Here is a 14,440-nt window from a genome sequence, read left to right as displayed (position 1 = left end):
CGGTTCTTAACCGGCGCAGAGTTTTGATCTTTCATTGGGGGTGACCATGTTTAAAACGACAATTTCCCGTTTGGCTCTGCTGACGGCGCTCGCGCTACCGGCCTCTCTGTTGGCGGCGGAACCGCTGCGGGTGGCGGCCGATCCGGTGCCCCATGCGGAGATCCTGGCCTACGTGCAGAAAATTGACCCGCAGCTGAAACTGAAGGTGATTGAGATCAGTAACGGCGTGAATTCCAATGAGCTGTTGGCGCACGGCGACGTGGATGCCAACTACTTCCAGCACCTGCCTTATCTGCATTCGCAAGAGCAGGCGCTGGGCACAAAATTTGCCGTGGCGGCCAGCGTGCATATCGAGCCGTTGGGCATCTATTCGAGCAAGTATAAAAAGCTGAGCGAGGTGCCGGACAACGCCAAGGTGGCGGTGCCCAATAACGTCACTAACCTCAGCCGGGCGCTGTACCTGCTGCAGGCGCAAGAGCTGATTACCCTGAAAGCCGGCTTTAACGATCCGGCCAAGGATCAGGCAACGCCAAAAGACATTGCCAACAACCCCAAACATCTCAAGATACTGGAGATTGAATCGCCGCAGATCCCGCGTGCCTTGGATGACGTCGATTTGGCGGTGATTAACGGCAACTATGCGCTGGAGGCCGGGCTTACGCCAGCCAAGGACGCGCTGGGGCTGGAAAGCCCGAAAAATAACCCGTATGCCAATATTCTGGTCACGACGCCGCAACTGGAGAACGATCCGCGCATCAAACAGCTGGCCAAAGATTTGCAGTCGCCAGAGGTGGCCAAATTCATTCAGCAAAAATATCAGGGTTCGGTGATCCCCGTGACAGCTGCGGACGCCGGCTGATGATTGTCGTAGAAGGGCTGGGTAAAACCTACGGCGCCGGTGAACCGCCGGCGCTGGAGCAGGTGTCGCTTACCATTAACGACGGCTCGGTGTTCGGCATTATCGGCCGCAGCGGTGCGGGCAAGAGTACTCTGATCCGCTGCCTTAATTTACTGGAGCGGCCCAGCAAGGGCCGCATTTTGATGGACGGCCGCGATCTGACCCAACTGAGCGAGGCGGAACTGCGGCGCCAGCGCCAACGTATCGGCATGATATTTCAGGGGTTCAATCTTCTGCATGCCCGCAACGTGCGAGATAACATCACGGTGCCGCTGGAGATCGCCGGCGTACCTCGTGCGGAACGTATTCGCCGTGCCGGTGAACTGCTCGATCTGGTCGGGCTGAACGACAAGGCGCGAGCCTTTCCTTCTCAGCTTTCAGGCGGGCAGAAACAGCGCGTCGGCATCGCCCGGGCGCTGGCGGCCCGGCCGGATTATTTGCTTTCCGATGAAGCGACCAGCGCGCTGGATCCGGAAACCACCGCCTCTATTCTTGCCTTGTTGAAAGACATCAACCGCCAGTTGGGATTAACCGTTGTGTTGATCACCCACGAACTGGACGTGGTCAAGGCCATTTGTGACCATGCGGCGCTATTGGCCGCCGGGCGTGTGGTTGAATGGGGGCCGATTGGCGAATTGCTGGCGAACCCGACATCGCCGTTGGGGCAGGCGTTGTTGCCGGGCTGCCTGACGCCGGCGGCGCCGGAGACCCAGGTGGCGGAACTGACATTTTTCGACAGCGTGCGCGCCTCGCCGGTGCTCAGCGAACTGGCGCAGCGCCATGCGGTGGACGTTACGCTGCTGGGTGGGGGCGTTGAACTGATTGCCGGCCAGAGCGTCGGCCGTTTCCGGGTGGGCTTGCGATCGCCGCAGGGTGGCTTACCGCTGGCGGAAGTGGTGGCGTTCCTCAATCAACGGGGCGTGAGGGCCGAACTGCTATGAGAAATCAATTGTCCTGGGAAGATCTTCTGGCGCTGGTGCTGAACGCCACCGGCGAAACCTTGTATATGGTGGCGCTGGCATCGCTGTTTACCTTATTGATCGGTTTACCGCTTGGCGTGGTGCTGTTTATTACCCGCAAGCAGGGCATCTTGCCCGCACCGCGCATCAACGGGGCGCTGGGCGCCATCGTCAATTTGGGGCGCTCGCTGCCGTTTGTGGTGCTGTTGATAGCCTTGATCCCGTTAACCCGGCTGATTATCGGCACCACGTTAGGCAGTTCCGCGGCGGTAGTGCCGATTACCATCGGCGCTTTTCCGTTCTTTGCTCGCATCGTCGAATCTGCCTTGGATGAGGTGGAAAAAGGGCGGATCGAGGCAATTTTGTCGATGGGCGGCAATGTGCGCCACGTCATTTTTAAAGTGCTGCTGCCGGAGGCCTTGCCGACGCTGTTGGCCGGGCTGACGCTGACGGTGGTGATGTTGATTGGTTTTTCTTCCATGGCCGGCGTGATCGGCGGAGGCGGATTAGGCGATCTGGCAATCCGTTACGGTTATCAACGTTTCAACAATCAGGTGATGATCGCGACGGTGATTATTTTGGTGCTCCTGGTTCAGGGCGTGCAAACCCTGGGCGATCGCCTGGTCCGCTCGCTGGCGCATCGGCGTTAGGAGGCTTTGTCATTGGGTACGTGCCGGCTTGGCGCAATATTGCGGTACGGACTAAGCTACATGCTGATAATCACCATGGCCACAGGCTCAGGCTGTGTGGCCCCCCTTCAATAATCCGCGCGTTATTCATGTCAACGCTTTCTGACTTGATCCTGGTTTGCGGCATGCATTCCGGAAGGCAGGTGCATTGCACCCTTTGGCGCTACAGTTAATTTATAAATATATTGCCAAGCCTTCAATTAACAGGTGATCGGACCTGTGAAAGTAGCAATAATGCCACTCTGGTCGCCCAATTTTCACGCGCATCGTCAGGTATGATGAATCGGTTGTCGCCCCTCATCATGTTGGCAGGATTTATCCGTATTCTTCGAACGCTCTGGAAGCAAGATGCACACCACCCAGTCACCTGACACCACAAAATTACAGCCTGCGCTCACCGTCTTTATGCTGGTGTTCACCACCTGTATCTTCGGCATTGAGAGCCGGCCCATTGGCTTTCTGGCGGCCTTTTGGCCAAGCAATGCGGTGTTGCTGGCGGTGTTCGTTCGTTATCCGGAGCTTGTCAGCCGTTTAGGCTGGGTGATGGCGATATTGGGGTATTTGACGGCAGATCTGATCACCGGTAGCCCACTCGACAAAGCCCTGTTGCTGAACGGCGCCAATATTGCCGGCGTCGTGGTGGGGTATCAGTTGTTTAAACTTGTGCCCCCGCAGGTCAAAACGCTGGAGCGCACGTCAGCCAGCGTTTATCTGTTTGCCATTTGTCTGGCCAGCGCCGGCACCACCGGGGTGATCGGTGCCGGGGCCTCGGTGCTGCTGTTTGATCGCGAGTATTTCCCCGCACTGGCGCTGTGGATGTCTTCGGAGTTTACCAATTACATTACGCTGATGCCGTTTATCCTGGCCTTGCCTGCGGATTGGCGGGGCTACCTGCGCAGCGTCGTTCACGGCATTATCCGGCCTGGCAGCGGCAGAAAACTGGCGGTTCTGGCGCTGTTAGCGCTGGCCTGCATTGGCAGTATCTTGATTGGCGGGCCTGGCGCCGTGATTTTCCCCGTGCCGATCCTGCTGTGGCTGGCGATGTCGTTTTCACTGTTCACCACCCTGGTGGTGGTGCTGATCTACGTTTTATGGTGCCATCTGGCTATTGATTTGGGTCTGATCGCCATTAACGTCGATATGAAGGCGTTGCAGAACACCGTGTCGATGCGGCTCGGGGTAGCGCTGTTGGCACTGGGGCCGATTGCGATCGCCAGCATGAATTTCGCACGCAATGCGCTGCTGCGACAACTGGAGCACGTGGCGAACCATGACGCTCTGACCCACGTGCTGACGCGTAATGCCTTTATGCAACGCGGCTCGCGGTTGCTCACCCAAAAAGGCGAGCAGGTCTGCATCATGATGCTGGACATCGACTACTTCAAATCCATCAACGATCGCTTTGGGCACTCCGGCGGTGACGCCGCACTGATTTCCTTTACCCGCGCCATTGCCGGCGACCTGCGCGATTCCGATCTGTTTGGCCGCATGGGCGGGGAGGAGTTCGCTATCGTTGCGCTTATCGAACGTCAGGAAGATGCGGTGTATTTGGCCGAACGTCTGCGCCGGCGGGTGGAAATCGAATCGATCGCCATGCCTGCCGGCAATCATCTGCAAATCACCGTCAGCATCGGGATGGTTACCTGCATCGGCGGTACAGAGCAAAATCTTGATAATCTGTTGAAAATCGCCGACATGGCAGTCTACAAAGCCAAAAACAGCGGCCGCAACCGTGTCGCCACGCCAGAAATATCCCCACTGATTTACCGCGACCGCTGAAATCTGCCGCTTGTCGTTCATGGTTGACCCCGGTCAGGGGGTCTAAAATGGAAGGGAGCGCAAGCAATGTCGCTTGCGCCCTACCTGATGTCCGAATGGACAAGAGGAATCATCTCATGAACTATGTTGATGGCTTTGTTGTGGCGGTGCCTGCCGCCAATAAGGAGGCGTACCTTAAGCTGGCCGCCGCGGCCGCCCCCTTATTTAAAGAGTTCGGCGCGACGCGGATTGTCGAATGTTGGGGCAACGACGTGCCCGAAGGTAAACTCACCGATTTTCGCGGTGCGGTGAAGGCCGAAGCCGATGAAGTGGTGGTTTTCAGCTGGATCGAATATCCCTCAAAAGCGGCGCGCGATGCCGCCAACGAGAAAATGATGAATGACCCGCGCATGAAGACACTGGGCGAGCAGATGCCGTTTGACGGCAAACGCATGATTTTCGGCGGTTTCGAACCAATCCTTGACGAGTAGCGGGGAGGGGGCGATGAAGATCACACAACACCTGTGGTTTGAAAAAGACATGGACGCGGCGCTGCGCTGCTACATAGCGCTGATCCCCGGCTCTTCCCTGACCTGGAGCGCCACCTTGCCCGCCGATACCCCGAGCGGCCCCGCAGGCAGCGTAAAATTGGCGACGTTTACTCTCGGCGATCAGCGCTATGCGGCGATTGAAGCCGGCCCGCTCGATGCTTTCAATCACAGCTTTTCGATTATGGTCGAATGCGCGGATCAGGCGGAAGTGGATCGGCTGTGGGAGGCGTTAAGCGAAGACGGCGTCGTAGAGCAGTGCGGCTGGTTGCGCGATCGCTGGGGGCTGAGCTGGCAAATTGTCCCCCGGCGGCTGGGGGAGTTGATGAGCGACCCCGACAGCGCGAAGGTGAAACGGGTGACTGAAGCTATGCTGCAGATGGTCAAACTGGATATCGCCGGGCTGGAAGCGGCGGCTCGCGGCTAACGTTATCCCCACAACAAGGACGCACCCGATGCACAAAGAACGGCACAGCATTGAGAATATAGGTTGGCTCCGCGCGGCGGTGCTGGGCGCAAACGACGGAATTGTCTCCACGGCCAGCCTGTTGCTTGGCGTGGCGGCGGCCAATGCGGCGCACGGCGGCATCTTGCTCGCCGGCATTGCCGGGCTGGTTGCCGGAGCGATGTCGATGGCGACCGGCGAATATGTTTCGGTGTCATCGCAAGCGGATACGGAAAAGGCCGCGTTGGCGGAAGAGCAGTCGGAATTGCTCAGCGATTATCCGGGCGAATACCGTGAACTGACCTCTATCTATGTGCATCGCGGGTTGGATTTGGCGCTGGCCAAACAGGTGGCGGAAAAACTGATGGCTCATGATGCACTGGGCGCGCATGCCCGCGATGAATTGGGGATTTCGTCCATTACCACGTCGCGGCCATTGCAGGCGGCGCTGGCCTCGGCGCTGAGTTTTTCCGTCGGGGCGCTGCTGCCGTTACTGGTCGCGGTGCTGGCCCCGGTCGCATGGACCATTGCGGCCATCGTGGTTTCCGCACTGGTGTCTTTGGGCATTCTCGGGGGTATTGCCGCCAGGGCAGGCGGCGCACCGATCCGCCCGGGCGTAGTGCGTATCCTGTTCTGGAGCGCTCTGGCGATGGCGGTCTCTTCTGGCGTCGGCCTGTTGTTTGGATCTGCGCTGGGGTAATCGTCAGGCTCGCCCCACAACAAAAATCAGCTTTTGCATTAATGCCGCTCACGCAAGGCTGAGTTTTTATCATTTGTCAGCGCCGGCGAATCGCTGCACCCTAGGGGAAATCGTTACGTAGCGTAGAGAATAATAATGGATAAATCACAGATTCAGCAGTGGGTTACGCAATTCCCTTTGGTGCAGGACCTGATCGACCTCAAACCGATAACCTGGTTCAACCCGCGTGCAACGACTTTGCAGGCGGGGTTGCCGTACGTAGGATTGGGCGCTGACGACGTCGCCGACGCGGAGCAGCGGCTGGCGCGTTTCGCCCCCTATCTGAGTGCCGCTTTTCCGGAAACTCGGGCCGCCAACGGCGTGATCGAATCCGAGGTTGTTGGCATTCCGGCGATGCAAACTGCGCTCGACCAGCGCTATGGTGTGACGCTCGGCGGCCATCTGCTGTTGAAAAAAGACAGCCACCTGCCGATTTCCGGTTCAATCAAGGCGCGCGGAGGCATCTATGAGGTGCTGGCACATGCGGAAAAGTTGGCGCTGGCGGCAGGGTTGTTGCAGCTTACGGACGACTACAGCAAGCTGTTTTCGGAAGAGTTCCGCCAGTTTTTCAGCCGTTATCGTATTGCCGTAGGCTCAACCGGCAATCTGGGGATGTCGATCGGCATCATCAGCGCCAGATTGGGTTTCAGCGTTAGCGTGCACATGTCGGCGGACGCTCGCGAATGGAAAAAGCAAAAGCTGCGTGACAATGGCGTCAACGTGGTCGAGTACGAGCAAGATTATGGCGTTGCCGTTGAGCAGGGCCGGCTGCAAGCGGCGAACGATCCGAGCTGTTTTTTTATCGATGACGAAAACTCGCAAACGCTGTTTCTGGGCTATGCGGTGGCCGGCGGTCGCCTGAAGCGGCAGTTCGCCGAGCATGGGATTGAGGTTGACGCGCAGCATCCGCTGTTTGTCTATTTGCCATGTGGTGTCGGCGGCGGGCCAGGCGGTGTGGCCTTTGGGCTGAAACTGGCCTTTGGCGATCACGTTCATTGCATCTTTGCCGAGCCGACGCACTCGCCGTGCATGCTGCTTGGGGTTTATACCGGGCTGCATGACCGGATCGCCGTGCAGGATCTGGGCATAGATAATCAAACCGCTGCGGACGGGCTGGCGGTTGGGCGTGCCTCCGGTTTTGTCGGCCGCGCCATGGAGCGCCTGCTCAGCGGTTTTTACACCTTAAGCGATAGCGAGATGTTCGCGTTGCTGGGGTTGTTGGATCGTCAGGAGCACATTCAGTTGGAGCCTTCGGCGCTGGCGGGCATGGCGGGGCCGTGGCGGGTGGCGGCTAGCCCCGAATGGCTGGCCGAACGCGGGCTGGATGAACGGCAGATGAACCAGGCCACTCACCTGGTGTGGGCGACCGGCGGCGGCATGGTGCCGGAGGCGGAGATGGCGAAATACCTGGCCAACGCACGCGAGGCCGGTTAGTGCGTCAGCAGCGAAAGCTCTTGCGCGCCTTCCAGCAGGATGGGCAGGATGCGTTCGGTCAATTCGCTTACCGGAACGTGGCCGGCCTGTACGCCGACGTTTAACGCGGCGGTGACGCTGCCGTTGGCCGACATGATCGGCACGGCAATGGAACGCAGCCCGATCTCCAGTTCCTGATCGTTAATCGCATACCCCTGCGCGCGGACTTTATCCAGCTCCTCGCGCAGTTTGTCGATGGAGCCGATGGTGTATTGCGTATAGCGCATCAGGGTGATGCGTTGCAGGTAATCATCCCGTTTATCCGCCGGCAGATGGCTCAGCAGCACGCGCCCCATCGAGGTGGCGAACGCGGGCAACCGGCTGCCTATGTTCAGATCGATAGTCATGATGCGCTCGGCGGAGGCGCGGGCGATATACAAAATGTTGTCGCCGTCCAACGTGGCGATGGAACAGGATTCATTCAGCAACTGGCTGATGTGTTTCAGCACCGGCTGGGTAGCCTTGGCTAACGGCGTCGAGCCGAGATAGGCGTGAGCCAGCGTCAGAATACGCGGACGCAGCTCGAAGTTTTTGCCGTCCTGCGCGTAGACAAACCCCAGCTTGTTCAGGGTGTACAGGCAACGGCGCACCGCCGCGCGTGGAATGCCGGTTTTCTGGCTGATTTGCGAAATCGACATCAGGCGGCGTTGCGGGGTAAAGGCCTGGATCACCTCCAACCCCCGCGCCAACGAGGCCATAAAGTTGGGATCGCCCTTGAAAGGGTCGCCGCTGGCGGCGGACAGCGAAATGTCATGGGTGGCGATGTTGTCGCCGGCAGAGGTCTTGGCCATTCAGGCTCCCGGTTTCAAAGACTACAGCGCCAGATAGCGCAGGGTCGCCACGACGGCCAGCCGCCGGTTATGGATAACCTGATCCTCCGGCGGTTCATGACTTTCGAATAGCGTATTAAAGGTGTACTGGTTGGCAACATAGTGGAAACACAGGCTGCTGATCAAGCGGTGCACGTCGGCGGCGCTGGCATCTGCAGTAAACTCCCGGCTTTGCTTGCCGCGTTGCAAAATATCTTCCAGCAAGGTCAAGGCGCTCTGATTCAGTGCCTTGATGCGCGGTGACTGGCGGATGTACTGGCCACGCAGCATGTTTTCCATGCAAATCACACGGATAAAGTCAGGGTGCTCCGCATGGTAATTGAAGCTTTCTTCAACCAGCCGGGTCATCGCTTCTACCGGCGGCAACGCTTGCAGATCCAACGCAGATTCGTGCGCGCGGATATGCTGATATACGTGCTCGAGCACCTCCAGATAGAGCGACTCCTTGTTCTTGAAATGATAAACCACCATGCGTTTGGTGGTGGACGCGTGCTCGGCAATATTCTCCATGCGAGCCCCTTTCAGGCCCGCCTCGGCAAACTCACACAGCGCCCCGGCGAAAATTCGCTGCTTCAGACCAACGGGGTCATTTTTGCGTTTGGTCGCGGGGATCTCATCATTATTCAACACATCAGTCACTTATCGTTTTGGGGACACCGGTTAAGAGTAACCGGGGTAACCCGGTAATACAATCTGCCACGTCAGCGCTTTTGTGAGCACCATCATGTTGCTCAAAGAGGCATGGCGGGGTGTCGGGATGTTGAGCGACGATCGCCGAATAGGCGTTAATGCAAGGGGGGAATAGGCTGTGTAGAGAAAGAACCTGAGTCGAAAAGGGAATGACATTAATAAGAGATGACTTTCTTGCTTATAATCACGGTGCCTAGAATATATCAATCTGAACAGAAGTTGAATTTGAGATGGCACCCTAAGCCGGATTTAAAAAGTATTGTACACAAACTGACGGCATTGCGTACGGAAAAGTGTTTTTTCCAAATTTTCAGCGACTCTGATTACGCCTTTTCTCGGGTAAAAAATTACGAATTCAGGATGAAGAATCCGATTTTGGATTTCAAATTGCTCACAATGTCGTCAGCGACGATGTAAATGGATAGAAATTGCACAGGTGTTGCGCAAGGTCCGGCGCAACGGCCAATTTACAATCAGTTGTTTGTAATGCATTGAATTTTTATGTTTTATTGATTTCTTGTCGGCGTAACAACCCAGGTTTTAGGTGCGAAACAGGCCAAACCAAAGTGAAATTTCATGAATATTGACGATTTCACTTTTAATTTCACATTGATAACCTGTGTGTTGACTTTAATTTTATGCTTTTTCACATGCCAGACTTCGGCTTTAGCGATACTCTGATTCGGCAATGTCTCATTAAGGATGATGCTATGCGGAATATGCAAATTAACATAGGGAGATGTTATGAATTCCTCGGTCAATCCGTCGAATTCCATCAACTCGACAGTGTCTCCTAAAGCATTCTCTTTTCATAGCGCTGCAAATTGTTTTTATTTAATTTGAGATTCATTTGTCAAAGTACGATGAGTGATAATTTCAATTGAAACAAAACGACGCAATGGATCCGTTATTTTTATCTTGCAGTCGTCAATGGCAGGCGTTCGGGTTTGGCAACAATAATGCAGGGCGTGATTCTGATGGCGTCAATGATCCCAATGTCATTGGGACATGCTCGTTGCGTTATTTTATCCAGCCACATGATGTATTTTTGGGAAATAGATATATTCACACAGGAGCACACACAATGAACCAGCGTTTGGACTTTATCGGCATTGGTATCGGCCCGTCCAACCTCAGTCTTGCTGCGCTTGGAAGCGAAATCGAAGGTTTCAATTGCAAATTCCTCGAACGCAAACCGCACTTTTCCTGGCACCCCGGCATGATCCTGGCAGATAGCAATATGCAGACCCATTTTTTGAAGGATCTGGTCACCGCCGTTTCGCCAACCAACCCTTATAGTTTTCTCAACTATCTGGTGAAGAGTAAAAAGTTCTACCGCTTCCTGACGACTGAACAGCGTACTGCGTCGCGCGAAGAGTTTGCCGATTATCTCAACTGGGCGGCAACGGGGTTGGATTCGCTGATGTTCAATCAAGAGGTTCGCCGCGTGGACTTTGATGACGAACAGCGGCAGTTTGTCGTCACCACCCAGAATGACGTGCTTTACGCTAAACACCTGTGTGTGGGCATAGGCAAGCAAATCAAACTGCCGAACTGCGTGACCGAACAAAACGATCAATGCTTTCACGCCAGCGAAATGATGTTGCGCCAGCCAAACCTTGCCGGAAAACGCGTGGTCATTGTGGGCGGCGGTCAAAGCGGTGCCGACCTGTTCTTGAATATTTTCCAAGGGGAATGGGGCCGACCAGAACACCTTGGCTGGATATCTCGACGCAACAACTACAACGCACTTGATGAAGCCGCCTTTGCCAACGAGTATTTTACGCCGGATTATGTCGACAACTTCTACACGCTCGGCCACACAGCCAAAGAACACATGCTGCAAGAACAAAAGATGACTTCCGATGGGATCACCAGCGAGTCTCTGTTGGCAATTTACCGCGCCATGTATCACCACTTCGACGTACTCCGCGAGAAACGATGGGTGAGCCTGCTGCCCAGCCGTTCAGTTACGGCCCTTAATGCCAAAGATAATGCTTATCGGTTAGAGACGCTTCATCACCTTGATCAAGGGCGAGAAAGCTTTGATGCAGACGTGGTCATTTTTGCGACCGGCTATGAACAGGTCCGCCCGGCATTTCTTGACTCCCTGGCTGATCGTTTGTTGACCACCCCCGATGGGCAATACCGTATCGCTTCTGATTTTACCCTTGAGCGGGAAGGGGAACATGAGAATTGCTTGTTTGCCGTTAACGCCAGCATGCATCACCACGGCATTGCCGATCCGCAGCTTAGCCTGGTGGCCTGGCGATCGGCACGCATTCTCAATCGAACTTTAGGCCACAACCAATTTGATTTGAGCACCACTCCGGCGATGATTCAATGGCGCAGTGAGCAAGAACAACCCGTCGCTTTAAATCCCTTGATGGCCGCTTGGTCACCCCTTTAATATTGTTATCAAATGATAAGACAGGTTGTATGAGAAAACACATTAATAAATTCATCATGAATCAATTGGCTACTTTCGCGCCGACGTTCAAGACCAAACTTATATATAAAAAGGCATTCGGGAAAGCGTTAAATTTAAAGCCGCCTTCGACATGGAACGAGAAGATAAATTATCTTAAACTTAACAATTACAGCAACAACGCACTGGTCACGCAATGCGCGGATAAATACGCCGTTAGGGAGTATTTGAAAGCGCAGGGATGTGAAGAAATTCTCAATGAACTTTACTTCGCCTGCGATTCGGTTCAGGAGATCCCGTGGGAGTCTTTACCTGACAAGTTCGTGATTAAGGGTAACCACGGTTCGGGTTACAACCTGATTTGTCAGGATAAAAGTTCATTGGATCGGGTGCAGACATCGAAAACCATCGAAAACTGGATGCGCGAGGACTATTGGAAGGTCTATGCCGAGTTAAATTATAAGAACATCGATAAAAAAATAATAGGTGAGAAATTCATAGAGTCATCAAATGGCGCCGGCCCTGATGATTACAAAATATACTGTTTCCATGGTGTTCCTTACTGCACGTTACTGTGTGTCGGCAGAGAAACCGGCATGCCTAAATATTATTTTTTCGATAAAGACTTCAAGTTTCTTTGTTATAGCCAAGATTGCCTGGCGCTCAGCCAGGAAGAGATCGACGCTTTTGTGAAACCCGAAGGCTACGATGAGCTGTTTGAGTACGCCAGGAAACTGTCTGCGCCCTTTGAATTTGTCCGCGTTGATTTCTATATCACCAATGGCAAAGTCATCTTTGGTGAATTGACCTTCACACCCTCGGCAGGGATTGATACGGACATACTCGAACCCACGGATATCCTGCTCGGGAAGATGCTTAAGCTGAAATAACATCTTATCTCCTGCGCAGTGACGGCGCTTTTGTGATCCTGGTTAAAGAGTTGTTAATGTTCGCGGGCGGCACATTGACACAATGAACCTTATGGTTCATTTATAGTTGCATATGCCGCCGCCCGTTTCCCCCTTTAACGGCGGCGAGCCGATTTGTAACCACTGTCGCAAAGGGGAAAAGTCATGTTTCGTTCTATAGCCACCGTATCCATTGCAGGAACCCTGCCGGAAAAGCTGGAAGCGATTGCCGCCGCCGGTTTTGACGGCGTGGAGATTTTTGAAAACGACCTGCTGTATTATCCCGGCAAACCGGCGGATATCCGTCGGCTGGCGCAGGATCTTGGCCTGGCGATTACGCTGTTCCAGCCGTTCCGCGACTTTGAGGGCGGCCCGCGCGATCGCCTGGCGGCCAACCTTGAGCGCGTGCGGCGCAAGTTTGCGCTGATGCAGGAGCTGGGCTGCGATCGCATGCTGCTTTGCAGCAATGTGGCGCCTGACTGCTCTGCCGATATTGATCTGCAGATTGAGGATCTTGGGCGTCTGGCAAACCTGGCGCAGCAACAGGGCATCGTGGTGGGGTACGAGGCGCTCGCCTGGGGGCGGCATGTGAATCGCTATCGCCAGGCCTGGGAACGGGTTCGCGCCGTCGACAGCCCGGCATTGGGGCTGGTGCTGGACAGTTTTCATATTCTGGCCTTGGGCGACAACCTCGACCAACTGGACGATATCCCGGCAGAGAAAATCAGTTTCCTGCAATTGGCCGATGCGCCGTTGATGAACATGGACGTGATCGAATGGAGCCGGCATTTCCGCTGCTTCCCCGGCCAGGGGGAATTACCGCTGGTCGAGTTCGTCCGCCGCCTGGTCGAAAAAGGTTACGCCGGCCCCTGGTCGCTGGAGATTTTCAACGACGGTTTTCGCGCAACGCCGAGCGCGCCAACGGCGCAGGACGGCCTGCGCTCGCTGCTGTATCTGGAAGAACAGGTGGCCGCCACTCAGCCGCCCACGCCGGACCTGTTCCGCAGCACGCCTTTGCCCGAAAGCCAACAGATCGAGTTTATCGAGTTTGCGGTAAACCGGCAGGAAGCGGAAAGTCTGGCCGGTTGGCTGCGGCAAATGGGGTTCAGCCTGCGCGGTGAACACCGTTCCAAGGCGGTGACGCTGTATCAGAACGGCGCGGTTCGCATCATCCTTAACCAGCAAAACGACTCTTTCGCCGATGACTACCGTGAACGGCATGGCGCTTCGCTGTGCGCAGTGGCCTGGCGGGTGGCGGATCCGTCCGCTTTGCTGCAGCGGGCGCATGACTTCGGTTATCCGGTCTATCAGGGGCAGGTTGGCCCTAACGAACACCGTATTCCGGCGCTGTGCGCGCCCGACGGCAGCCTGATTTATTTGGTCGAGACCCCGGTAAACGGCGGCGAGGCGGCGATTTATCAGGATGACTTCCATCTATGCGAACGGCCATCGCACTCTGTTTGTGAACTTGAGAGTATCGATCATCTGGCGGTGGCGATGCCTGAAAGCGCCTTAAAAAACTGGGTGATGTTTTTGCGCTGTGTGCCGGGTTTCGAACCGGACGGCGAACAACTGCTGCCGGATCCTTACGGGCTGGTGCACAGCCGGGTAATGCACAGCCGCTGTAACGGTATCCGGCTGCCGCTTAACGTTTCGCAGAGCAGCGCGACGCTCAGCGCCAGAACGGTGGAAACTTACCACGGCGCAGGGTTACAACACGTTGCGTTCTCGACCGGGGATATTTTTCAGGCGGTTGAACAAGCCAAAGCCAAGGGGATGCGGCTGTTGACCATCGCCGATAACTACTACGAAGATCTGGCTGCCCGCTTTGATCTCGACGACGCCTTTATCGCCCGGCTGGCGCAGCACCATATCCTCTACGATCGCGATGCGCAGGGCGGTGAACTGCTGCACGTTTACAGCCAACCTTTTGCCGAAGGGCGCTTCTTCTTTGAATTGCTGCAAAGGCTTGGCGGGTACGCCCAGTATGGTGCGGTGAATGGTGCGGCGCGTTTGGCGGCGATGAGGCAATTGCGGTGATAGCAGGGCGCGGTTCACATTGACCGCGCCCGTTC

13 protein-coding genes are annotated in these 14,440 nt (G+C 55.6%); 11 read left to right on the top strand and 2 right to left on the bottom strand.

Annotated features, from left to right (window positions below; genetic code table 11):
- Positions 1-46 precede the first annotated feature (46 nt).
- The 8 genes from ACTJJ1_RS06720 (at position 47) to ACTJJ1_RS06685 (ending at position 7,470) form a co-directional block, all read left to right on the top strand.
- Entirely contained in the window at positions 47-859 is an 813-nt protein-coding gene (locus tag ACTJJ1_RS06720; protein ID WP_004944787.1) for a MetQ/NlpA family ABC transporter substrate-binding protein, read from the top strand.
- The gene (locus ACTJJ1_RS06715) at positions 859-1,839 is read left to right on the top strand and encodes a methionine ABC transporter ATP-binding protein (RefSeq protein WP_440832890.1); all 981 of its coding nucleotides are present in this window, start codon (positions 859-861) and stop codon (positions 1,837-1,839) included. The genes ACTJJ1_RS06720 and ACTJJ1_RS06715 overlap by 1 nt, the downstream gene beginning before the upstream one ends.
- The gene (locus tag ACTJJ1_RS06710) at positions 1,836-2,507 is read left to right on the top strand and encodes a methionine ABC transporter permease (RefSeq protein ID WP_004944784.1); all 672 of its coding nucleotides are present in this window, start codon (positions 1,836-1,838) and stop codon (positions 2,505-2,507) included. The genes ACTJJ1_RS06715 and ACTJJ1_RS06710 overlap by 4 nt, the downstream gene beginning before the upstream one ends.
- 387 nt (positions 2,508-2,894) lie before the next feature.
- Complete coding sequence (locus ACTJJ1_RS06705; protein ID WP_440832887.1) at positions 2,895-4,325, top strand: diguanylate cyclase; 1,431 nt, start codon at positions 2,895-2,897, stop codon at positions 4,323-4,325.
- Between the two features lie 116 nt (positions 4,326-4,441).
- Positions 4,442-4,795: a DUF1428 domain-containing protein gene (locus ACTJJ1_RS06700; protein WP_006325515.1), complete on the top strand. Its 354-nt coding sequence runs from the start codon at positions 4,442-4,444 to the stop codon at positions 4,793-4,795.
- A gap of 13 nt (positions 4,796-4,808) precedes the next feature.
- Positions 4,809-5,279 (top strand): VOC family protein, encoded by a 471-nt coding sequence (locus ACTJJ1_RS06695; RefSeq protein ID WP_004944778.1) that lies wholly within the window; start codon positions 4,809-4,811, stop codon positions 5,277-5,279.
- 28 nt (positions 5,280-5,307) lie between these two features.
- Positions 5,308-5,997: a VIT1/CCC1 transporter family protein gene (locus ACTJJ1_RS06690; RefSeq protein ID WP_440832885.1), complete on the top strand. Its 690-nt coding sequence runs from the start codon at positions 5,308-5,310 to the stop codon at positions 5,995-5,997.
- Positions 5,998-6,132: 135 nt separating this feature from the next.
- Entirely contained in the window at positions 6,133-7,470 is a 1,338-nt protein-coding gene (locus ACTJJ1_RS06685) for a D-serine ammonia-lyase (protein WP_440832883.1), read from the top strand.
- Here ACTJJ1_RS06685 and ACTJJ1_RS06680 read toward each other — a convergent pair.
- Both ACTJJ1_RS06680 and ACTJJ1_RS06675 read right to left on the bottom strand, forming a co-directional pair.
- Complete coding sequence (locus ACTJJ1_RS06680; RefSeq protein ID WP_020439094.1) at positions 7,467-8,300, bottom strand: IclR family transcriptional regulator domain-containing protein; 834 nt, start codon at positions 8,298-8,300, stop codon at positions 7,467-7,469. The genes ACTJJ1_RS06685 and ACTJJ1_RS06680 overlap by 4 nt on opposite strands.
- Before the next feature lie 21 nt (positions 8,301-8,321).
- The gene (locus ACTJJ1_RS06675) at positions 8,322-8,969 is read right to left on the bottom strand and encodes a TetR family transcriptional regulator (RefSeq protein ID WP_004944767.1); all 648 of its coding nucleotides are present in this window, start codon (positions 8,967-8,969) and stop codon (positions 8,322-8,324) included.
- Between the two features lie 1,144 nt (positions 8,970-10,113).
- On the opposite strand from ACTJJ1_RS06675, the gene ACTJJ1_RS06670 reads away from it, so the two are divergent.
- The 3 genes from ACTJJ1_RS06670 to ACTJJ1_RS06660 all read left to right on the top strand — a co-directional run bounded on the left by ACTJJ1_RS06670 (position 10,114) and on the right by ACTJJ1_RS06660 (position 14,405).
- Positions 10,114-11,439, top strand: a complete 1,326-nt coding sequence (locus tag ACTJJ1_RS06670) for a lysine N(6)-hydroxylase/L-ornithine N(5)-oxygenase family protein (protein WP_440832881.1) — start codon at positions 10,114-10,116, stop codon at positions 11,437-11,439.
- 29 nt (positions 11,440-11,468) lie between these two features.
- Positions 11,469-12,347: an ATP-grasp fold amidoligase family protein gene (locus ACTJJ1_RS06665; protein ID WP_421417010.1), complete on the top strand. Its 879-nt coding sequence runs from the start codon at positions 11,469-11,471 to the stop codon at positions 12,345-12,347.
- Between the two features lie 183 nt (positions 12,348-12,530).
- Complete coding sequence (locus ACTJJ1_RS06660) at positions 12,531-14,405, top strand: bifunctional sugar phosphate isomerase/epimerase/4-hydroxyphenylpyruvate dioxygenase family protein (protein WP_440832879.1); 1,875 nt, start codon at positions 12,531-12,533, stop codon at positions 14,403-14,405.
- Positions 14,406-14,440 lie beyond the last annotated feature (35 nt).

The sequence above is a fragment of the Serratia sp. 22264 genome (genome assembly GCF_052045345.1).
GTDB lineage: Bacteria > Pseudomonadota > Gammaproteobacteria > Enterobacterales > Enterobacteriaceae > Serratia > Serratia plymuthica.
Note: the sequence above shows the minus strand (reverse complement) of the source record. Positions and strands in the feature narration are given on the sequence as shown.